The following is a 21397-nucleotide window of genomic DNA, read 5'->3' as shown; positions in this document are numbered from 1 at the left end:
ATAGTCCGCTTTTCGGTTTCAAAGGAAGACCAATGGGCGTGACGGCCAAGATCGACGACGAACTGGACGAGGTCGAAAACCGCCTCGTACCGGCGCTCTTTAGGGATGCGCCGAGCTCCGTCTCGTTCAACAAGCTGCGCAAGCGCCTGCTCCGGCAGGTGCGCCAGGCTTTCGACGATTTTGGCATGCTGAATGGCCAGAAGCGTTGGCTGATCGGACTTTCGGGTGGCAAGGATTCTTATTCGCTGCTCGCCGTGCTGCTGGATCTGCAATGGCGCGGCCTGCTGCCGGTCGAGCTGATTGCCTGCAATCTCGACCAGGGCCAACCGAACTTCCCCAAACACGTTCTGCCGGAATATCTTGCCTCGATCGGCGTAAAACACCGCATCGAATATCGCGATACCTATTCGATCGTGAAGGAAAAGGTGCCGGAAGGCGCCACCTATTGCTCGCTCTGTTCCAGGCTGCGGCGCGGCAACCTCTACCGGATCGCCCGCGAGGAGGGCTGCAATGCTCTGGTGCTCGGCCATCACCGGGAAGATATCCTCGAAACCTTCTTCATGAACTTCTTCCATGGCGGCAGGCTCGCCAGCATGCCGGCAAAGCTCCTGAACGACGAAGACGACATGATGGTGCTGAGGCCGCTCGCCTATTGCGCCGAGGACGATCTGGCGAAATTCGCGGCCGCCATGCAGTTCCCGATCATTCCTTGCGATCTCTGCGGCTCGCAGGATGGCCTGCAGCGCAATGCGATGAAGGCGATGCTTGCCGATATCGAGGCCCGGATGCCGGGCCGCAAGGACACAATGTTGCGCGCGCTCGCCCATGTGAACCCGTCGCACCTGCTCGATCCGAAACTCTTCGATTTTTCCGGCCTGCAAGCCGCTCAAAATCTCTGAATTCCTCCCGAACCCAGCCTTCGCGCACCAATCCTCCAAGAGACCGTTGTCATGACCCTTCCGCTCGACATCACGAAGCTTGCCGATCTTCTGCGCCTTGCCGCCAAGGCCGAAATCCTGCCGCGTTTCCGGCGGCTGCGCAGCGGCGACGTCCGCTCCAAGAGCGAGCCGTCCGACCTGGTGACCGAGGCCGACGAGGCCGCCGAGCGGATGATCCGCCGAGAACTCGAAGCTTTCGCGCCCGGCGCGCTCTTCATCGGTGAGGAATCGGTGGCGGCCGATCCGTCGCTGCTCGCCAAGCTTGCCGATGCGGAATTCGCGGTGGTCGTCGATCCGGTCGATGGCACGTTCAACTTCGCCTCGGGCATTCCGGCCTTCGGCGTCATGGCCTCCGTCGTCTGGAAGGGCGAGACGGTTGCCGGCATCATCTACGATCCGATGGGCGACGACTGGGTCATGGCGGAAAGGGGCGCCGGCGCGTTCCTGCGGCGTCCGGACGGCGAGGCGATCCGGCTTTCGGTCGCCGACGCCCGGCCGATCGAAGCCATGATCGGTATGGCCTCGCCCGGATATTTCTTCGGCGGCGAGCGGGAGCGGATCCTCGGCAATCTCGCCAAAGTCCGGTTCTTCGCCAACTATCGCTGCTCGGCCCATGAATACCGCACGTTCGCCGGCGGGCATGTGCAGTTCGTGCTCTACAACAAGCTGATGCCCTGGGACCATTTGGCCGGCACTCTGATCGGCACGGAGGCTGGCGGTTATGTCGCGCGCTTCGACGGCTCCCCTTACATGCCGCACCATGTCGACGGCGGCCTGCTGCTCGCCACCGACAAGGAAAGCTGGCAGATGCTGCGCAACGAGATCATCGGCTGATCACCGACACGACCGACAACACGGGAAGGCGAGGGCATGGTGCATTCTCTTTCGCAACTCCCCGAGGCATGGCGGGAGCGGCTGGGCGGTCATGCGGTACAGGACATCATGATCGGTCGCTCGGCTGCCTCGGTCCATCGGTTGACGGCAGCGGATGGCGAGGTTTTTTTCGTCAAGACGGAGGCGGTGAGCCCCTTCGCGGATTTGCCCGGTGAAGCTGCCCGGCTGCGCTGGCTCGGCACAAGCGGTATTCCGTGTCCCATCGTCATTGATGAGATCACCGAGGAGGCGCGCCACTGGCTTCTCCTGTCGGCGGTGCCCGGCTCCAATCTGGCCGAAGCGAATCTGCCGCCGGAGGACATCGTCGAAATTGTCGCACAGGCCCTGCATAGATTGCACTCGCTCGAACCGGGATCGTGCCCGTTCGATCACCGCGTCGTCGCACGGATAGAGTTAGCGCGAACCCGCGTCGAGGCTGGGCTGGTGGACGAAGATGATTTCGATGCGGAGCGGCTGGGTACCCCGATCGCGGATCTGATACGCCGGCTCGAGAAGGGACGGCCGGCGATCGAGGATATGGTCGTCGCCCATGGTGATGCCTGCCTGCCGAACCTCATTGCCGATCGCGGCATTTTTTCCGGCTTTGTCGATTGCGGCCGGCTCGGCGTCTCGGATCGTTATCAGGATTTGGCGCTTGCCCAGCACAGTATCCGATACAACCTCGGCAGTCCGTGGGACGAGATCTTCCTGATCCGCTACGGCGGAGATATCGACCGCGACCGTCTTGCATGGTTTCGACTGCTGGACGAATTCTTCTGAAGTCGGTCTTGTGGGGAACAAATGGTGCCTTCCGGGGGAGGCATCCCCCGAAAGGCTGAATGCTTCTCAGATCTTCGGATTGTGCGGCTGGAAAAGTTTTCCCTTTTCGCCGATCAGCACGAAGATCAGCCCGATGATCGAGACGGTGAAGAAACCTGCGACCAGCGGCAGTGCCGTACCGTTGAAGGACTGGCCGATCGCGACGCCGATCAGCGCGCCGCCGACTGTGCTCATGAAGCCGAGCACGGCGGACGCCGTCCCGGCGACATGGCCAAGCGGCTCCATGGCGAGCGAATTGAAGTTCGAGCCGATCCAGCCGAACTGGAACATCGAGAGCCCGAAAAACGCGATGAAGATCACGAGCGGCATGGGCTGAGGCCCGAAGATCTGCACGAGCATCCAGACGAATGTGATGCTGATGAAGCCAAGCAGCGAGCCGTGCGAAAGGCGCCGCATGCCGAAACGCCCGACAAACCTGGCGTTCAGGAAGGATGCCGCCGACATGAACACCGCCACGCAGGCGAAGACCAGCGGGAACCAGACGCCGACGTCGTAGATCCCGACATAAATTTGTTGGGCCGAGTTGATGAAGCCGAACATGGCGCCGAAAATGAATGTGCTGGCAATCGTGTAACAGAGGGCAAGGCGGTTGGTCAGAACGATTTGGAAGGCGTGCAGGATCGACGAAATGGTGAAGGGACGCACATCGGCCGGATCAAGCGTTTCCGGAAGGCGCGAATACATCCAGAAGCCGATACAGAGCGAGGCGACCGCCATGAACACGAAAATCAGGTGCCAGTTGCCGAACAGCATGATCACCTGGCCCGTGGCCGGCGCGATGACCGGCACGACCATGAAGACCATCATGATCAGCGACATGACTTCCGCCATGGCGCGACCGCCGTATACGTCGCGCACGATCGAGATGGAAATCACTCGCGTTGCGGCCGCTCCTGCGCCCTGGATGAAGCGAAGGGCCAACAGCGCTCCGAATGATGGCGCGATGACGGCGCCGACCGCGCAGACGAAATAGAGGCCGAGGCCGAAGAGCATCGGATTTCTGCGACCGAAACGGTCGGAGATCGATCCATAGATGATCTGCGCGGCGCCGAGGCCAAAGAGATAGGCCGAAACCACATACTGGCGATGGTTTTCGTTGACAACGCCAAGCGATGCGCCGATCTCCTGCAATCCGGGAAGCATGATGTCGATGGCAAGCGAATTAATGGCCATCAGCATCGCCATCATCGCGATGAACTCGACCCGACCCATGCCGCGCAGGCGGGCCGGGGCAGTTTGTGAAGGATTTGTCACAGCAGTTTCCTAAACAACGTGAAAGGCGCCGTTGGGAGCGGCGCCTTGAAAAATATCGTTTAAAATATCCCGGACAGCAGTCCGGAAAATCTCAGGCAGCGCCGCGAACGCCGATGCCCTGTTCCTGCAGATGAGTCTGCAATTCGCCCGATTGGAACATCTCGCGGACGATATCGCAACCGCCGACGAACTCGCCCTTGACGTAAAGCTGCGGAATGGTCGGCCAGTTGGAATAGTCCTTGATGCCCTGGCGGATCTCCGCATCGGCGAGCACGTTGACGCCCTTATAGTCCAGGCCGAGATAGTCGAGGATCTGCACGACCTGACCGGAGAAACCACATTGCGGGAACTGCGGGGTGCCCTTCATGAAGAGAACGACGTCGTTGGTCTTCACTTCGTTGGCGATAAAATCGGTAATTCCGCTCATGTCCTATCCTTTCACATGCGGTTTCAAGGGCCGCTGCGCTGCGTGATCTGCCTTAAATAGCAATCCAGCATCGGGAATTCCAGCGGAATAGTCCGTCGGAATGCGCTTATTGTTTCGCGTAGCCCCGGCTTCGAACCTTAGCCCGGACTGACATCCCTCACTCCGCCGGAGCGGAGGTCTGTAACGCCAGCGCATGCAGCACGCTGCCCATATTGCCCTTCAGAGCCTCGTAGACCATCTGGTGCTGCTGCACCCGGCTCTTTCCCCGGAAGGCTTCCGCCACCACTTCCGCGGCATAGTGGTCGCCGTCGCCGGCAAGATCCCGGATGGTGACCTTGGCACCGGGAATGCCGGCCTTGATCAGGTCTTCGATTTCACCGGGTCTCATAGCCATGATGTCATCCCTTTTCTCTCCGCGGGACTCAAAACCGCGAAACCTTTTGTCAGGATACACTGCCTCAAAGCCGCTCTGCGGTCAAAGCTGGATCGAAGGGCTCCGCCTCAATGGTGTAATAATACGTGTTTCACCTTGTGGAGGCTGGCTTTGGCTCGGGTTCTGAGCGGCGGAAGATGCTGGGTCCGGGAGAAGCGAAAAAGCCAGATGGAACTCAGGGTCAGGATCATGAAGCCGTAGGATTCGAAGCTCTCCTCCATCACCACGATATCGAAATGTTCAGCCAACTGGCTGATGCCGAGAGCGGCGGCAATCAGGGCCAGCGGCCAGGAAAGGCGTGGATGAATGGCCCGGAGAACGCCTCCTCTATGGCGATATTCGAACACGATCGTCGCAATCAGCAGGATGAGAGCGGCTGCGCCGATAATAATCGGCAGCCAGGTCTTCGACACACAATAAATTGTCATACTTCCACGGCATAGTGGCATCTCGCGCATGAAGAACACGATGGAAATGCAGGCCGTCGTGATTGCGACGAAGCGGGCCAATATCCGCGTACCCAAGGCCGCCATGACGGCAAAAAGGGCGGTGACGGCAAGCGACGCGGACTGAATGTCTTCGATGGGGCCGTCTTCATCGAAGATGTCGTGGGTGGTCATTCCCATCTTCGAAAAAATCATCCAGGCCAGAACGTTCAGGCAAAGGGTGATGATCAGTGCATCGAGCCAGATGCGCTTGTAGTGCCAGGTCGGGCCCGATGACCTCAACCAGGTCAAAATCGGCATAAGCATTTTTTTGGGCTTACTTTCCTAATTCAGAAAGCCGCAACGCTTACCGGGACAGCCCGAGTCCATCAATCCCCCGCGCTTCAAATTTGTTCACCTGTGCAAACAAACCGCGATCTGGAAATCGCGGGCTTGGGTATCGAAATGGCTGGACGGGTCAGGCCATGAAGGCTGGGAACCAGCTTTCGTGGGCGTCCGTAAGCTGCGGAACCGCAATGTCGATGAGGCCGTCGACGATCAGGCTGGCGCCCCCGACGGTACCGAGGGGGCGGAACGGTACGCCGGCGCTCTCGGCGCTGGCCTGCACGAAATTGGCAAGATCGGCAGGCACTGCGATCACGTAGCGGGCCTGGTCTTCGCCGAATAGCAGCGCATGGGCCGGGCCGCGCTGTTCCTTGATGCCGACCTTCATACCCTTGGCCGATGCCATCGCCATTTCGGCAAGCGCAATCACCAGGCCGCCCGAGGAAATGTCGTGGCAGGCCGTTACCTGGCCGTTGCGGATGAGCGAACGGACGAAATCGCCGTTGCGGCGCTCGGCCTTCAGATCGACTTCCGGCGGCGGACCGTCGTTGGTGTCGAGAATGTCGCGCAGATAGATCGAGGAGCCAAGATGGGTGCCGTCGGTTCCGATCATGATCAGCTTGTCGCCGTCGTTGGCAGAACCGATCTTCGCCATCTTCTGCCAGTCGGGCAGCAGACCGACGCCGGCAATCGTCGGGGTCGGTAGGATCGCGACGCCGTTGGTCTCGTTGTAGAGCGAGACGTTGCCGGAAACGATCGGGAAATCCAACGCCCTGCAGGCCTCTCCGATGCCCTTGATGGCGCCGACGAGCTGGCCCATGATTTCAGGTTTTTCCGGATTGCCGAAATTGAGGTTGTCGGTGGCGGCGAGCGGCTCAGCGCCGGTGGCGACGATATTGCGCCAGCATTCGGCAACCGCCTGTTTGCCGCCCTCGAACGGATCGGCCTCGACATAACGCGGCGTAACGTCGGAGGAAAAAGCGAGCGCCTTGGTCGGGTGGTTCTCGACGCGCACAACGCCGGCATCGCCGCCCGGGCGCTGCAGCGAGTTGCCCTGGATCAGCGTGTCATACTGTTCCCAGACCCAGCGACGACTGGACTGATTGGCCGAACCGACGAGTTTCAGCAGCGCCTGGTTATAATCCGCAGGTGCCGCGACCTGCGAGGCGGGCAGGGGTGCACGAACATTCGACTGGACCCACGGCCGATCGTATTCCGGAGCCTGGTCGCCAAGATCCTTGATCGGCAGGTTGGCGACTTCCTCGCCCTGATGCAGGACACGGAAGCGCAGGTCGTCGGTGGTCTTGCCGACGATCGCAAAATCGAGGCCCCATTTGACGAAGATCGCCTTGGCCTGGTCTTCCTTCTCCGGCTGCAGCACCATGAGCATGCGCTCCTGGCTTTCCGACAGCATCATCTCGTAGGCCGTCATCCGGTCTTCGCGCACCGGCACCTTGTCGAGATCGAGTTCGATGCCGAGATCGCCCTTGGCGCCCATTTCGACAGCAGAACAGGTGAGGCCGGCGGCACCCATATCCTGGATCGCGATGACAGCGCCGGTCGCCATCAGTTCAAGGCAGGCTTCCAGCAGGCATTTTTCCGTGAAGGGATCGCCGACCTGGACGGTCGGGCGTTTCTCCTCGATCGATTCGTCGAACTCGGCCGATGCCATCGTGGCTCCGCCGACACCGTCGCGGCCGGTCTTGGCGCCGAGATAAACGACCGGCAGACCGACGCCCTTGGCCTCCGACAAGAAGATGGCGTTGGATTTGGCAAGCCCGGCCGCAAACGCGTTGACCAGGATATTGCCGTTGTAGCGCGGATCGAACTCAACCTCGCCGCCGACAGTCGGTACACCGAAGGAATTGCCGTAACCGCCGACGCCGGCAACGACGCCAGACACGAGATGTTTGGTTTTCGGATGATCGGGTGCCCCGAAGCGCAGCGCGTTCAGTGCCGCGATCGGCCGGGCGCCCATAGTGAACACGTCACGCAGGATGCCGCCGACGCCCGTCGCCGCGCCCTGGTAGGGCTCGATATAGGACGGGTGGTTGTGGCTCTCCATCTTGAAGACGACGCAATCGCCATCGTCGATATCGACCACACCGGCGTTTTCGCCGGGACCCTGGATGACGCGCGGTCCCTTGGTCGGCAGTGTCCGCAGCCATTTCTTGGAGGATTTGTAGGAGCAGTGCTCGTTCCACATGGCCGAGAAGATGCCGAGTTCCGTGAACGTCGGTTCGCGTCCGATCAGATCGAGAATCCGCTGATATTCGTCGGGCTTGAGGCCATGCGAGGCGACGAGTTCGGGAGTGATCGCGATACTGTTCGGAATGGTCATGATCTTCTCTGGATTGAAGGGCCAAGCTCTTGGCGCTCTTTAGCCTAAGTCGCAAAGCGGCGCGACAGGAAAATACGGCTGTGCAGCGTTACGGTGTCGGAGCCGGAAAACAAAAAGCGCCGGAAAACCGGCGCCTCAGTTGGAAAATACGCGATCTGGATCAGAACTTGTAGCCGACGGCGACGCCTGCATAGGAGAGGCCGGCATTATAGTCGCAGAGGTTGGCATTCGAGGAGTGCTCGACGGTTGCCAGCACCCGCCAGTTGTTGGTGATGTTGTAACCGAGGCCGAGCGACTCGTGGAAGAGCGCGTGGCAGCCGACCTTCGGACCGTCATTCGGTTTGTCGAGATTGCCGTTGTTGAAGGCGCCGCCGAAGCCGAGATCGACGAAGATGCGGTCGGTGATCGGTGCAGTCCAGGTGAAGCCGGCAAACACCTGGCTTGCTTCGCCTGCCGTCGACACGATCGCGCCGACATGGACGCGCGGACGCAGCATGTGGTCCATGAAGCTCTCGGCGTGACGCTGGTCGAAGGGGTCGAAGAAGACGGTAGCGGACGGGAAGGCACCCTTCTCGAAAGTGCTCGCGCTCTGAATCGAACCAGAGACGCCGATTCGCACTTCATCGAACAGACGTTCCTGAGCAAATGCCGAGGACGATATGCCCGAAGCCAAAACGATGGCTCCGATTGCAGATGCGAAAAATGCCTTGTTCATTACACCGCCCTCATAAGCGCCGCCATGCCGGCGACAGGTGCGATCCGCACTCGGTGCGCTCGCCCACTCTTCCAGATCGAAGTGGTACAATGGCACTTTGACGCCGTCCAGCACCGTTCACACTGTGTTATCACTTGTGGCCAAAAAATGTGACGATTTGGACAGGGCGGTGCAGGCGTGCAACAGATTACATATTAATGCGTAAATACAGATGGTTAATATCAGCAGCCCGTCGCGCCGCCGGCCCAGCGCAGGACGTCGCGCTTGATCCTCTCCCCATCGGGACCATTGATCATCGGGCCGAAAGCGTCGAGGCGGGCGGGGTTGCCTTCCGCCTGGACGACCAGCATCGGACGCGACTCAGGGCTGTTGCGCGGTACGGCGAGAATGCGCGGCCGGCCGGAGAAGGAATTGAGTTCCGGTGCCAGGCGGTAGGGCTTGAACACCGCATCGCCCGACTTGAACCAGCAGCTATTGGCGGCCAGCGCCACGCGTTCCATGGTCGGAAGCGCGGCGCGGTTGGCCGTCACCGCCGCCGGACGCCCCGGCTGGCAGGCGGACAGCGCCACGCCGAGGATCACGAGAAACGACATGGCGGGCAGGCGATGGGAGAACGGCATCAAAACGTCCTGACGTGGTTTCGGTCGTTCTAGGATCGATCCGGATAAGATGAAGGTTCAGGCGGTCGCGGCGATGACATCGAGCGCCGAGGCGAAAATTCCGCGCCCGTCATTGCCGCCATGGGCGACTTCGATCAGGTTTTCCGGGTGCGGCATCATGCCGAGCACATTGCCGCGGCTGTTCATGACGCCGGCGATATCGTTCAGCGAGCCGTTCGGGTTGGTGCCTTCGGCATAACGGAAGACGATTTCGCCACGATCTTCCATGCCCGATAACGTCTCCGCATCGACGAAATAATTGCCGTCGTGATGGGCGACCGGGCAACGGAGCACCTGGCCCTTTTCATAGGCCCGGGTGAAGTCCGTGTCGGCATTGACCACTTCGAGCTTCACTTCCTTGCAGACGAATTTCAGCGAGGAATTGCGCATCAGCGCGCCGGGCAGCATGCCGGCTTCAACGAGGATCTGGAACCCGTTGCAGACGCCGAGTACCTTGACGCCCTTGTCTGCCTTGTCCCTGATCGCCTGCATGACCGGCATGCGAGCCGCGATCGCTCCGCAGCGCAGGTAGTCGCCGTAGGAAAAACCGCCCGGAATGACGATGAGGTCGACATCATCCGGAATGTCGGTCTCCGTCTGCCAGATGGTGATCGGCGCCTTGCCGGAAATCTTGGTGAGGGCAGCGATCATGTCGCGATCGCGATTGAGACCGGGAAGCTGAACGACGGCGGATTTCATGGGTGCGGTTCAAACCTTGCCTGGGCCTCGGCGAGCTCGCGCAGCTCGAGGCGGTTTTCGATACGGTCGAGACGCTGGCTGTGCCTCTCCAAAGTCATGTAGATGTTATGAATATCCTGATGCATGGAGACCATGGTACCACGCATCGCATTCATTTCGGCCTTAAGCTCGCGCTGGTCGACTTTCAGATCAGCAATATCGGCGTGCACGCGCTTCAGCAGCTCATACATCAGTTCATTCGTGATCTCGGCCATCACACGCTCCGCAACCTTCAGTCGAGGGCGATAGTATAGTTCTCAATCACAGTGTTTGCCAGCAGCTTGTCGCACATGGCTTTCAGGTCCGCCTCGGCCTTCGCCTTGTCGGCGCCCTCAAGCTCCAGGTCGAAGACCTTGCCCTGGCGGACATGGCCGACGCCGGAAAAGCCGAGACTGCCGAGCGCACCTTCGATGGCCTTGCCCTGCGGATCGAGAACGCCGTTTTTGAGCGTGACCGTCACGCGTGCCTTGATCACTGATCTACCCCCGAATTACTTGACGAGAACCGGTCCGGTGCCGCGGACGGGTTCGTTTTCATTGATGATGCCGAGACGGCGCGCCACTTCCGAATAGGCTTCCACCAGACCGCCCAGATCCTGCCGGAAGCGGTCCTTGTCCATCTTTTCCTTGGTCTCGATGTCCCAGAGACGGCAGCTGTCCGGCGAAATCTCATCGGCGAGAATGATGCGCATCATGTCGCCTTCGAACAGGCGACCGCATTCGATCTTGAAATCGACGAGCTGGATGCCGACGCCGAGGAAGAGACCGGAGAGGAAGTCGTTGACGCGGATGGCAAGCGCCATGATGTCGTCGAGCTCGGCAGGGTTCGCCCAGCCGAAAGCGGTGATGTGCTCTTCGGAAACCATCGGATCGGCGAGCGCATCGGACTTGTAGTAGAACTCGATGATCGAACGCGGCAGGACCATGCCTTCCTCGATGCCGAGGCGGGTCGAGAGCGAGCCGGCGGCGACGTTGCGCACCACGATCTCGAGCGGAATCATCTCCACTTCCTTGATCAGCTGTTCGCGCATGTTCAGCCGGCGGATGAAATGCGTCGGGATGCCGATCTTGTTCAGATGGGTGAAGAGGTATTCCGAAATGCGGTTGTTGAGGACGCCCTTGCCGTCGATGACGCCGTGCTTCTTTTTGTTGAAGGCTGTGGCATCGTCCTTGAAGAACTGGATCAGCGTGCCGGGCTCAGGGCCTTCATAAAGGATCTTGGCCTTGCCTTCGTAGATACGGCGGCGACGGTTCATGATTTTTATCTCGTTGTTGGCGCCCTGCCGGACGCAATGGATGATGTTTGAGCGGTCCCTTATCGGAAAAGAACGGGTTTCACAATGCGGGCCTCCAAAACCTTTGTAGGCGAGGGGTTGGCGAAGCGTAACCAAGAATCGTTGACCTCCAGACTACACAGGTTTTCAAAGGTTTTGCTCTAGCAATTAGGATGTCCGGATCCCACGAGCGGCAATAAACAGGGAAAACAGGGGATCATGATGTGCACCTTCGTCGTGATGGCGCCAAGGGCGTTTGCGGCAAATTTGCCTATGACCGCAGCTCGCAGTTTCGCGCGGAATCTCGTCGCCGGGGTCTTAAGGGGCCTCGGCTTGCATTGCCGACACAGGCGGGCCGGGTTCGGATCAGGTTTTTCCGCCTCGACGGCAAAGCTCTGCAGGAACATAGCCACCCAATTGCGTCATGATTTCGACGCCGCCGGTGTCGTCGTTTCCGGTGACGAGCTATGGACCTGGATGCACAACCTGCCGATCGGGGCGGCCAAGGAAGCGAGGGCACCTGATGCTGGATGCGGTAGCCGCTCTTTACGCGAAGCCGAAGCTTTCCTGTGATGTAATTGCCATTCGTCAATTTCGTATCGGGATTCCGCGTCCGCCAGTGTCGGAATCGACAGACCGCCGATTGCGCTTCGCTCGTCTTTTGATTAAGGGGGTTCCATAAAAGTTCACTTTGGGAGACCCGAGATGAGTGGCCTCAGCGATCGCGAAAAAGCCTTTGAAAACAAGTTTGCCCTGGATCTTGAATTGAAGTTCAAGGCACTTGCCCGTCGCAACAAGCTCGCAGGTCTCTGGGCGGCCGGCCTGCTCGGCAAGACGGATGCCGAAGCTTACGCAAAGGAAGTCGTCGTTGCCGACTTCGAGGAAGCGGGTGACGAGGATGTCTTCCGCAAGCTGCGTAGCGATCTCGATGCCGCCGGCGTTTCCATCTCGGACCAGGATATCCGCTCCAAGATGCTGGAGCTTCTGGCTCAGGCGGTCGATCAGATCGAGAACCAGTAAGCTGCATTTCACCAGACTGATATAGAAGCTGCGTCCGGTCGGGCGCAGCTTTCTCTTTCTGTGGATAAGACCGGCTCAGTTGTCCGTGGCGTGTCGCTTGCGGCCGTCGGGCTGTGTGCTTTCGCCCGTGCGCCAACGGCCCGAAAGTATGAAATCCGGAATGCTGCTGCGCGGCATCGGCCTTGCGAGCGCATAACCCTGCAGGACATCGCAGCCGAGATCGCGCAGGATACGAATCTGTTCCGTGGTCTCGACGCCTTCCGCGACGACCTCGATATTCAGCGATTTGCCGATCTCGATGATCGATTCGACCATCTTGCGTTGCTTTTGCGACTGCGAGACGAGACGGACGAGCGCGCGGTCGATCTTCAGCGCACGCGGATTGAGCCGGAGGAGGCTGATGATCGACGCATGGCCGGTGCCGAAGTCGTCAATCTCTATATCGATGCCGAGCTTCTTGATCCGGGCGAGGTTCTTCAGGATATCGTCGTCGCAATCGTCGAGGAAGATCGATTCCAGGAGCTCGAAGGATACGGTACCCGGCTCGATCTTCAGCTTCTTGAGCTTGCGTGGCAGCGAGGCATCGTGCAGCCGCCGGTATGAAACGTTGACCGAGAGTTTTGGGATCGAGAGGCCATTGCTGCGCCAATCGCGGAAATCGGCAAGCGCCTTGTCGAGTATGGTTCCGTCGATGACCGAGACGACGTCGAGCTCTTCGGCCATTTCGAGGAATTTGTCCGGAGACAGCATGCCCCGCTCCGGGTGCATCCACCGCGCCAGCGTTTCCACGCCGGAAATCTCCAGCGTCGCCGCATCGAACTGCAGCTGATAATACGGAATGAATTCGTCACGCTCGAGAGCAAGAAGGATCTCGTCTGAAATCCGCTTCGTGCTGATGATCTCGTTCTGGGTATCGGCCGAGAAGAATTCATGCCGGTTGCGGCCCCGGTTCTTGGCCCGATAGAGCGCGATATCGGCGTTCAGGAGAAGCTGTCTCGCATCCACATCCGCTCCCGTATCGCAGGCGATACCGATGCTGGCACCGAAACGGCAGTCGTGGCCCTCATAGGACACCGGCTTGCGCAGTTCCTTGATGATGCGGTCGGCCAGATGCGAGAGCTTGCGTGGCGAACCTTCGAATTTCGACAGGATGACGAACTCGTCGCCGCCGATACGGGCGACGAAATCTCCCTTGCGGATCGTGCCTTTGAGAACTTTCGCCACATGCTTCAGCATCGTGTCGCCGGCGCTGTGGCCGAGCGTGTCGTTGATCTGCTTGAAGCGATCGAGGTCGATATGCAGGATTGCGATGCCGTGCCGGTCGCGGGCGCATTCCGCCGCCATGCGATCCAGCATCTCGTCGAGATAACGCCGATTGGGCAGATCGGTCAGGTAGTCGTGCATCGCATTGTGCTCGATGCTGCTGCGGGCGGCTTCGAGTTCGCGGTTGCGCGCCTCGGCAAGGGTCTTTGCCCGTTCTAGTTCGCGGTGGAGCGTCACATCGGCGGTGACATCCCAGTTGGCGCCGACCATCTTCTGGTGACCGTTACCGTCGATGAAGGACATGGTGCGGGTGCGTATCACACGTTCGGAGCCGTCCCGTAGTATCACGCGGTATTCATCGAAAAAGCGTTTGCCCTCCTCGATATTGTCGAGAACGTTTGCCTGGACCCGGGCGGCATCGTCCGGGTGCAGGAAGCTCTCCCAGAGCCCGCCGATCTTCACTTCCTCGCTCTTTGCCAGCCCATAGATACGGAACATCCGCTCATCCCACTCGACCTCGCCGGTGGAGAAATCGGATTCGTAGACGCCGATGCCGGATATTTCGAGGGCCATGTCGAGCCGTCGCGACATCTGTGCGGTTGTCTCCTCCGCGGCCTTGCGGGCGGTGATATCCGTGTCCGTGCCGACGACGCGGGTCGCCTTGCCGTTCGCGTCCCATTCGACGCACGCACCCCGGCATTCGATCCAGATCCAATGCCCTTGCTTGTGGCGTTCGCGATAGTCGAAGACGGCATAGGCCGGATCGCCGGCATTCTGCCGCTCGATGGCATGAATGACATGGTCGTGGTCGTCCGGATGCACGAGCTCCAGCCATTCCTTCGTGCTGGCGGCCAGTGGATCCTCCGGTGACATTCCGCGGATCTGCCGCCACACCGGCGAGTAATATTTCTGGCCGGTCGCATAATTGTGATCCCAGACCCCCGAGACGGAGCTGACAAGCGCGTTGTCCCAACGGCTTTCACGTTCGATAAGCTCTTCGACCTGCCGTCTCTGATCGGTGATGTCGGTCAGGTGGACCGCAGAGAGAATCTGACCCTTTAGGTTTTTGCCGAGCGGCGCGAAGGTGGCTACCACCCATCGCTGCGAACCGTTCGGATCCGGGACGCGCAGTTCCAGGCGTTCCGCGGGAGAATCGAGAGACAGGCCCTGGATCGTCCGATGGAAACTGTCCTGGTCACCCGGATGCAGGATGGCTGACAAAGCCGCCGGCTGACGGCCGTCGCCCATCCATTCGCGTCTGAATGTGCCATTCGCAAACAACAGCGTAGCGGCGTGGTCGACGATGGCAATCGGAAACGGGGCCGCCTGGAACACCGTCTCAAGAACGCCGATCTCGTCTCCTAGGCCGGAGTCCAATAGGCGCGAGAGAACATTTGACGGCATCGGCACAGCCTGGCGCTACAAAACGAGCGGGCACCTTAGCAAGTGTCAATTAAGTCCGGCTTAAAAATGCTGTTCGAATTGACACACCCTGAAATTATGGGGCGCCGCCCATTGCACCATGTTTTTATGGCTTCAGGCGGCTGAGGAACTGGGCAAAAACCATTGTGCCTTCGGGCCAGGGGCCGTGGCCGGAATCCTGGTTGATATGGCCAGCTTCTCCGGCATCGACGAGCATCGAACCCCAGGCGGACGCGATGTCGTCCGCGTGTTCATAGGAGCCGAACGGATCGTTGCGGCTCGCAATCGTCAGCGACGGGAAGGGGAGCGGATCGCGCGGGTAGGGCCCGAAGGTCTGCAGGTGCCTGGGCCGGATGGACGGATTGTCCACTTCCGGCGGGGCCACGAAAAAGGCGCCGGCCACCGGTTTCGTGAACAGCGGAATGGCGTGAATGACGGTCGGGATGCCGAGCGAATGGGCGATGATGACGACGGGCCGCGTCGCGCAGTTCACCTCTTCGGCGACCCGTGCAATCCAGTCCTCGCGCACCGGCTTTGACCATTCGTCCTGCTCGACCCGGCGGGCCGTTGTCAGCTTCTGCTCCCAACGGGTCTGCCAGTGATGTGGCCCGGAATTGGTGTAGCCGGGGACGATCAATATATCTGCTTCGGATGCCTTCATGGCGCCTATCTGTGTTCGCCGAGGGTCAAGATCAAGCCTCGCCGAAAACCCGGCGGAAGATCGTGTCGACATGCTTGGTGTGATAGCCGAGGTCGAATTTCTCGCGCAGGTCCGCTTCGGACAGTGCGGCACGGACCTCCTGGTCCGCCAGCAGCTCTTCGAGGAAATCCTTGCCTTCTTCCCAGACCTTCATGGCGTTGCGCTGCACGAGGCGATAGGCGTCTTCGCGAGAGACGCCGGCTTGCGTAAGGGCAAGCAGCACCCGCTGCGAGTGAACAAGCCCACGGAACTTGTTCATATTCTTCATCATGTTCTCAGGGTAGACGAGCAGCTTGTCGATCACGCTGGTCATGCGCGCCAGCGCGAAATCGAGCGTCACCGTCGCGTCCGGACCGATCATGCGCTCGACCGAGGAATGCGAAATGTCACGCTCGTGCCAGAGCGCCACATTCTCCATCGCCGGCAAGGCATAGGAGCGTACCATGCGGGCAAGGCCCGTCAGGTTTTCGGTCAGCACCGGATTGCGCTTGTGCGGCATCGCCGACGAGCCTTTCTGGCCCGGCGAGAAAAACTCTTCCGCTTCGAGCACTTCGGTGCGCTGCAGGTGGCGGACTTCGATCGACAGCCGTTCGATCGATGAGGCGATGACGCCTAATATCGCGAAATACATGGCGTGACGGTCGCGCGGAATGACCTGGGTCGAGACCGGTTCCGGCTTCAGGCCCATGGCGGCGGCGACATGTTCCTCGACGCGCGGATCGATATTGGCAAAGGTGCCGACGGCGCCGGAAATCGCACAGGTGGCGATCTCGTCGCGGGCTTCGAGCAGACGCGTCTTGTTGCGGTCGAATTCCGCATAGGCCTGGGCGAGCTTGACCCCGAACGTCGTCGGCTCCGCGTGGATGCCGTGGCTGCGGCCGATCGTGACCGTATCCTTGTGCTCGAAGGCGCGACGCTTCAACGCTTCGAGCAGCTTGTCGATATCGGCAAGCAGCAGGTCCGTGGCGCGCACCAGCTGTACGCTGAAGCAGGTGTCGAGCACGTCGGAAGACGTCATCCCCTGGTGGATGAAGCGGCTATCCGGACCGACGAATTCGGCAAGATGGGTCAGGAAGGCGATGACGTCATGCTTGGTGACGGCCTCGATCTCGTCGATGCGCGCGACATCGAATGTGGCGCTGCCACCCTTTTCCCAGATCGTCTCCGCTGCCGATTTCGGGATCACCCCGATCGCCGCAAGCGCATCGCAGGCATGTGCCTCGATCTCGAACCAGATGCGGAACTTGGTTTCGGGCGACCAGATGGCCACCATTTCGGGCCGCGAGTAACGGGAGATCATGGGTTTGTCGTTTCCTTCACGAGTGTCGGCTGCGCTGTAGCAAGAAGCGCGGCGAAGCTCAAGTTTTTGAGGCCGATCAAACGAGATCAGGGCGTCGTTTTGACCGGAACGGCGATCCAGCGTCCGTTCTGGCCCTCGAAACCGGCGCTGAGGACCATGACCAACGCGACTTCGACCGGAGCACCTTCGAGCGATGAACCGGTGACGACGCCGGCGAGCCGGTACCCGGTGACGCAGCCGCGTGAGGCGGGAATGCGCTGGTCTTCGTGGACCATGTCGTCGACCGGTTTTCCGTTTCGCTCGGTAAAGCGCAGGCGCAGCGAGACCGTCTTTTCGACTATGCCCTCGCATTGCGGATCGAGAGGCTGGGGGACCTCCTCGAGAACAAGCGTATTGGCTTCTCCGACAGGAGGCAGGGCCGGCACGCTGCGATAGCGGAGCTGATGCGGATCGGTGCCGATCTCGGTGATCGGATTGAAGGCGACGAGTTCACCCGGATGATTGGCGAGCTCGTGGGTTTCGACCATCACATCTGCGTCATTGTGGACCTGCCAGCGGGCCTTGGCGATCGTCGCCCCGTCCTCCTCCAGCCGGACCCGGAACGGCGTACCCGGCAGATAGGTATCCTTGTTGAGGTCGAGCGCGAAGATATTGGCATAGGGGAAACCGGATCCGTCCTGGATGCCATATTCCTCGAAGGCGAAAACGGCGCCGTCGGAAGAAAAGCCGATCGGGCGGACGCTTGCGATATCGGCAGCCGATGTGGAACCGGCGAACATTATCGCCGCAAATGCCGGAACCGAAGATCGCAAGCCTGACATCATCTGCGTCCGTCCTCCGCCGCAGCTTTCAGCCGCGCGATATTCTCACGATAGGCCGCGATTCCATCGCCTTTGTAAACCGCAGATCCTGCAACAAAGACATTGGCGCCCGCAGCGGTTGCTGCGCCGATCGTCTCGGCGGTAATGCCGCCGTCGACTTCGAGCTCGATCGGCCGGCCGCCGATCATTGTCCTGGCATCGCGAATCTTGTCGACCATCGCGGGGATGAACTTCTGGCCCCCGAAGCCGGGATTGACGCTCATGATCAGGATCAGGTCGATGTCGTCGAGAACGTTCTCGATCGCCGAGAGCGGTGTTGCCGGGTTGAGCGTGACGCCGACCTTCTTGCCGAGCGAGCGGATCGTCTGAAGCGAGCGGTGCAGGTGTGGCCCCGCTTCGACATGTACGGTGATGCCGTCGCATCCGGCCTTGGCAAAGGCTTCGAGGTAAGGGTCGGCGGGCGAGATCATCAGGTGGCAGTCGAAGAAGGCGGTCGTATACGGCCTCAGCGACTTGATCACATCAGGTCCGAACGAGATGTTCGGCACGAAATGCCCGTCCATCACGTCGAGATGGACCCATTCGGCTCCCGCTTCGACGGCGTCGCGAACTTCCTGGCCGAGCTTCGAAAAATCGGCAGCGAGAATGGACGGGGCGATGCGGATCGGCAGGGGCGCGGCCAGGGTCATGGGTCGAAAATCTCCGGTTGTCGGCTGTCCCTCTAACATCGCGATGTCACGGGAACAACGTCACTCGGTCGCCGGACGCGACAGGGTGAACGTCGATCCACGCCATTCGAGCAGGCGGAACGGATTATCCTTCAGTTCATGGCCGCGATCGAAGGCAATCGGGCCGATCACCGTATTGAAGGAACGGCTGCCGATCGTCTGAGCCAAAGGTTGGCCGGCCGCCGCAGTCACCGCCTGATGAACCAGCTCGGTCGCGGCATAAGCGGGCAACATGTAGCCGGTCGCGTCGATATTTTTTGCGCGCAGGGCTGCGACGGCTGCTGCCGCGGAAGGCAGGGCGGCATAATCCGGAAGGGCAACGGCTAAAACGCCGTCGCGCAGCGGCACCGGACGGTTTGCTGCACGCAAGTTATCGCCACCAAGCAGGGTGAGCGGAGTGTTTTCGGAAGCGCCGTCGCGGGCAATGATCGCCATGTCGTTGCGGTCGCCGCCGACGAACACATGGCTTGCGCCCGCCTTGGCGAGACGGCGCACCAGCGCCACCTGCTGCTCCTGGCCCGGCCGGAAGGTGTCGGTGAAGATCGGCATGATGCCCATCGGTTCGAGACGCTGGCGGATGGCGCTGGCGAGCTCGCGGCCGTAGATCGTGCCGTCTTCGACCAGCGCGATCGGCTCTGCCTTCCAGATGCCGAGAATGGTTTCGGAGAGTTTTTCCGCCTCGTCGCCTTCGGCCGGCGCCATGCGGAAGAAAGGCCAGCCATTGCGCAGCGTGTCTTCCATCAGGATCTTCGAGCGGACAGAGATGGTAATGGCCGGGATCTGGGCCGCCTTCAGCAGCGGCAATGCGGTGGACAGCGTTTCGACGCAGAGGAAGCCGATTGCGGCAGACACTTTTGCGTCGGCGAGGTTTTTGGCGGCGGCAGCTCCGCCGTTCTCGTCGCAGCTTTCGTCGATCTCGACGATCGTATCGCCGGCCGCATCCGCTGCCGCGCGCGCGCCTTGAAAGACCTGGGTGCCTAGCGGTGCGTAGGGACCGGAGCGTGGCGCCACGACGCCGATCACTGCCGCCGATGCCGATCCGCATCCGAGAAACGAAGCCAGCAGTCCGGCGATGATGAAACGTCGTGCTGTCATGTTTTCCCTGGGATTCTTCTTCGAAGTGACATTTAGCCTTCTGGTCGCAGCCGTCAAAGAGAATCGGCTTTTGCAAGTAAAAAGCCGCAAGTCCGGTGGACATCAAGAGTTTTTGCCACCATATCTCGAAGAGTAATGCAGGACTGACGGCAGTCCCTGGATGCCTTTCAAGAGATGCCTTTGACGGACCAGCCTCTCCTCGATCCCGTCCACTACCGAAACGGCATGGCGCGGTACGCTGGCCATGTCCAGGTTGTGACGACGGAATTCGAGGGCGTCCGGCGCGGCGTGACGGTGACGGCAGCGTGTTCGGTCTCGGACAATCCGCCGACCGTGCTCGTCTGCCTGAACGGCAGCAACGTCAGCAATGCCATCTTCGAGAAGAGTGGCATCTTTGCTTTGAATTCGCTGGCGGCGCATCATCAGGCGCTGGCGACGGCATTTGCGGGCTTGAGCGGCGTTCCGGCGGACGAGCGGTTCGCGCTCGGAGATTGGAAGACACTGGTGACCGGCGCCCCGGTTCTTGCCGATGCCGTCGTCAGCTTCGATTGCCGGTTGACCGACATCAAGCGGGTTTCGACCCATTTTGTCATGTTCGGCGAAGTGAGGGCCATGCATTTCGGCGAGGCGAACCCCTCGCTCATCTATCTGGATCGCGGCTTTCGCACATTATAGAACGCCGTTTGAAAGGGTGTAGTCATGCCTGACGGAACAAAAAGCGCTCTGCCGACCTCGATTGACGAAACCATCGCGCTTTTAGGCGGTGAGGATTATCTCGCAGGGCGCTCGCTCGGCACGGTGATTTTCCTGGCGCTGAAAATGAAACGCCCGCTTTTCCTCGAAGGCGAAGCCGGGGTCGGCAAGACCGAGATCGCCAAGACGCTGGCCAAGGCCTTGAACCGGCCGCTGATCCGGCTGCAGTGTTACGAAGGCCTCGATATCTCCTCGGCAGTCTACGAATGGAACTATCCGGCCCAGATGCTGGACATCCGGCTTTCGGAGGCATCGGGCGTCAAGGATCGCTCGCGCATCGAGGCGGATCTGTTTTCCGAACGCCACCTGATCCGCCGGCCGGTGCTGCAGGCGCTTGGCCAGCCGGGTGGTCCGGCGCCGGTCTTTCTGATCGACGAGCTCGACCGCACCGACGAAGCCTTCGAAGCCTTCCTCCTGGAAGTGCTGTCCGACTTCCAGGTGACGATCCCCGAACTTGGCACGATCAAGGCCGAGGAGCCGCCGATCGTCATCATCACCACCAACCGCACCCGCGAGATCCATGACGCGCTGAAGCGGCGCTGCCTGTATCACTGGGTCGATTATCCGGATGCGGCACAGGAACTGGAGATCATCCGCCGCAAGGTGCCGCAATGCTCGGAAACCCTGTCGCGGCAGGTGGTCGCCTATGTGCAGAAGCTGCGAACGGTGGACCTCTTCAAGAACCCCGGCGTCGCCGAAACCATCGACTGGGCGACGGCGCTGACCGAGCTCGACCGGATTGCGCTTGATCCGGAAACGATCGCCGATACGCTCGGCACGCTCTTGAAATATCAGGACGATATCGCCCGCATCAAAGGCGGAGAAGGCGAACGGGTGCTTTCCGAAGTGAAGGCCGAACTTCTGGCAGCAGGGTAGGGATCATGGTGGCTGGTTTCAGCGAAGACGGAATGATCGCGCCCCCGGTTCAGGCCGGCGCTGGAGGCTTTGGCGCGGGGAGGCCCGGCGATGGGCGGCTTGCAGACAACCTCGTCTATTTCTCCCGCGTCCTGCGGCGCGCCGGGCTGAAGACCGGG

Annotated in this window: 23 protein-coding genes; 6 read left to right on the top strand and 17 right to left on the bottom strand. The window is 60.5% G+C overall.

What is annotated here, in order from left to right; all coding sequences use genetic code 11:
* Positions 1-32: 32 nt before the first annotated feature.
* The 3 genes from ttcA to MOV63_RS25005 are packed head-to-tail and all read left to right on the top strand — an operon-like array spanning position 33 to position 2591.
* The gene (ttcA, locus tag MOV63_RS25015; protein ID WP_247037960.1) at positions 33-899 is read left to right on the top strand and encodes a tRNA 2-thiocytidine(32) synthetase TtcA; all 867 of its coding nucleotides are present in this window, start codon (positions 33-35) and stop codon (positions 897-899) included.
* A 51-nt stretch (positions 900-950) separates the two neighbouring features.
* Complete coding sequence (locus tag MOV63_RS25010) at positions 951-1772, top strand: inositol monophosphatase family protein (RefSeq protein ID WP_247037958.1); 822 nt, start codon at positions 951-953, stop codon at positions 1770-1772.
* A 36-nt stretch (positions 1773-1808) separates the two neighbouring features.
* Entirely contained in the window at positions 1809-2591 is a 783-nt protein-coding gene (locus MOV63_RS25005; protein WP_247037956.1) for an APH(3') family aminoglycoside O-phosphotransferase, read from the top strand.
* A 66-nt stretch (positions 2592-2657) separates the two neighbouring features.
* Here MOV63_RS25005 and MOV63_RS25000 read toward each other — a convergent pair whose 3' ends face one another.
* The 11 genes from MOV63_RS25000 to purC form a co-directional block, all read right to left on the bottom strand.
* Positions 2658-3905 (bottom strand): multidrug effflux MFS transporter, encoded by a 1248-nt coding sequence (locus MOV63_RS25000; RefSeq protein WP_405029379.1) that lies wholly within the window; start codon positions 3903-3905, stop codon positions 2658-2660.
* 91 nt (positions 3906-3996) lie between these two features.
* A complete protein-coding gene (grxD, locus tag MOV63_RS24995; RefSeq protein WP_038542857.1) occupies positions 3997-4332 on the bottom strand; it encodes a Grx4 family monothiol glutaredoxin in 336 nt (111 codons plus the stop codon).
* A gap of 157 nt (positions 4333-4489) precedes the next feature.
* Positions 4490-4726, bottom strand: coding sequence for a BolA/IbaG family iron-sulfur metabolism protein (locus tag MOV63_RS24990; RefSeq protein WP_247037954.1), 237 nt, complete (start codon positions 4724-4726; stop codon positions 4490-4492).
* 107 nt (positions 4727-4833) lie between these two features.
* Positions 4834-5511, bottom strand: a complete 678-nt coding sequence (locus MOV63_RS24985) for a hypothetical protein (RefSeq protein WP_247037952.1) — start codon at positions 5509-5511, stop codon at positions 4834-4836.
* 157 nt (positions 5512-5668) lie between these two features.
* The gene (purL, locus tag MOV63_RS24980) at positions 5669-7876 is read right to left on the bottom strand and encodes a phosphoribosylformylglycinamidine synthase subunit PurL (protein ID WP_247037950.1); all 2208 of its coding nucleotides are present in this window, start codon (positions 7874-7876) and stop codon (positions 5669-5671) included.
* Between the two features lie 160 nt (positions 7877-8036).
* Positions 8037-8591 carry an acyloxyacyl hydrolase gene (locus MOV63_RS24975; RefSeq protein ID WP_247037948.1) on the bottom strand — a complete coding sequence of 185 codons (555 nt, stop codon included), beginning with the start codon at positions 8589-8591 and terminating at the stop codon, positions 8037-8039.
* Positions 8592-8812: 221 nt separating this feature from the next.
* On the bottom strand, positions 8813-9211 hold the full coding sequence (locus MOV63_RS24970; protein WP_247037946.1) for a hypothetical protein: 399 nt from the start codon (positions 9209-9211) through the stop codon (positions 8813-8815).
* Between the two features lie 57 nt (positions 9212-9268).
* Positions 9269-9949 carry a phosphoribosylformylglycinamidine synthase subunit PurQ gene (gene purQ / locus MOV63_RS24965; protein WP_247037944.1) on the bottom strand — a complete coding sequence of 227 codons (681 nt, stop codon included), beginning with the start codon at positions 9947-9949 and terminating at the stop codon, positions 9269-9271.
* Positions 9946-10203: a hypothetical protein gene (locus MOV63_RS24960; protein ID WP_247037942.1), complete on the bottom strand. Its 258-nt coding sequence runs from the start codon at positions 10201-10203 to the stop codon at positions 9946-9948. The genes purQ and MOV63_RS24960 overlap by 4 nt, the downstream gene beginning before the upstream one ends.
* A gap of 17 nt (positions 10204-10220) precedes the next feature.
* Complete coding sequence (gene purS / locus MOV63_RS24955) at positions 10221-10463, bottom strand: phosphoribosylformylglycinamidine synthase subunit PurS (protein ID WP_038542871.1); 243 nt, start codon at positions 10461-10463, stop codon at positions 10221-10223.
* 15 nt (positions 10464-10478) lie between these two features.
* Positions 10479-11243 carry a phosphoribosylaminoimidazolesuccinocarboxamide synthase gene (gene purC / locus MOV63_RS24950; protein ID WP_038542873.1) on the bottom strand — a complete coding sequence of 255 codons (765 nt, stop codon included), beginning with the start codon at positions 11241-11243 and terminating at the stop codon, positions 10479-10481.
* Between the two features lie 723 nt (positions 11244-11966).
* Between purC and MOV63_RS24945 the strand changes: the two genes are divergently transcribed.
* On the top strand, positions 11967-12281 hold the full coding sequence (locus MOV63_RS24945) for a DUF1476 domain-containing protein (protein WP_038542878.1): 315 nt from the start codon (positions 11967-11969) through the stop codon (positions 12279-12281).
* A 75-nt stretch (positions 12282-12356) separates the two neighbouring features.
* Here the strand turns inward: MOV63_RS24945 and MOV63_RS24940 are convergent, their stop codons facing one another.
* From MOV63_RS24940 to MOV63_RS24915, 6 genes are all read right to left on the bottom strand, one after another.
* On the bottom strand, positions 12357-14948 hold the full coding sequence (locus MOV63_RS24940) for an EAL domain-containing protein (RefSeq protein ID WP_247037940.1): 2592 nt from the start codon (positions 14946-14948) through the stop codon (positions 12357-12359).
* Positions 14949-15072: 124 nt separating this feature from the next.
* Positions 15073-15627: an alpha/beta hydrolase gene (locus tag MOV63_RS24935; protein WP_038586716.1), complete on the bottom strand. Its 555-nt coding sequence runs from the start codon at positions 15625-15627 to the stop codon at positions 15073-15075.
* A gap of 31 nt (positions 15628-15658) precedes the next feature.
* On the bottom strand, positions 15659-16966 hold the full coding sequence (gene purB, locus MOV63_RS24930; RefSeq protein ID WP_247037938.1) for an adenylosuccinate lyase: 1308 nt from the start codon (positions 16964-16966) through the stop codon (positions 15659-15661).
* An 86-nt stretch (positions 16967-17052) separates the two neighbouring features.
* Complete coding sequence (locus tag MOV63_RS24925; protein ID WP_051899713.1) at positions 17053-17790, bottom strand: DUF2259 domain-containing protein; 738 nt, start codon at positions 17788-17790, stop codon at positions 17053-17055.
* The gene (gene rpe / locus MOV63_RS24920) at positions 17787-18476 is read right to left on the bottom strand and encodes a ribulose-phosphate 3-epimerase (RefSeq protein WP_038542892.1); all 690 of its coding nucleotides are present in this window, start codon (positions 18474-18476) and stop codon (positions 17787-17789) included. Before rpe ends, MOV63_RS24925 begins: the two co-directional genes overlap by 4 nt.
* A 60-nt stretch (positions 18477-18536) precedes the next feature.
* Positions 18537-19610 carry an ABC transporter substrate-binding protein gene (locus tag MOV63_RS24915; RefSeq protein ID WP_247037936.1) on the bottom strand — a complete coding sequence of 358 codons (1074 nt, stop codon included), beginning with the start codon at positions 19608-19610 and terminating at the stop codon, positions 18537-18539.
* A 174-nt stretch (positions 19611-19784) separates the two neighbouring features.
* On the opposite strand from MOV63_RS24915, the gene MOV63_RS24910 reads away from it, so the two are divergent.
* Both MOV63_RS24910 and MOV63_RS24905 read left to right on the top strand, forming a co-directional pair.
* Positions 19785-20285: a flavin reductase gene (locus tag MOV63_RS24910; protein WP_247037934.1), complete on the top strand. Its 501-nt coding sequence runs from the start codon at positions 19785-19787 to the stop codon at positions 20283-20285.
* A 24-nt stretch (positions 20286-20309) separates the two neighbouring features.
* Positions 20310-21239 (top strand): MoxR family ATPase, encoded by a 930-nt coding sequence (locus tag MOV63_RS24905; protein ID WP_151042235.1) that lies wholly within the window; start codon positions 20310-20312, stop codon positions 21237-21239.
* Positions 21240-21397 lie beyond the last annotated feature (158 nt).

Origin of the sequence: Neorhizobium sp. SHOUNA12A (assembly GCF_023006505.1) — a bacterium.
Taxonomy (GTDB): Bacteria; Pseudomonadota; Alphaproteobacteria; order Rhizobiales; family Rhizobiaceae; genus Neorhizobium.
Note: the sequence above shows the minus strand (reverse complement) of the source record. Positions and strands in the feature narration are given on the sequence as shown.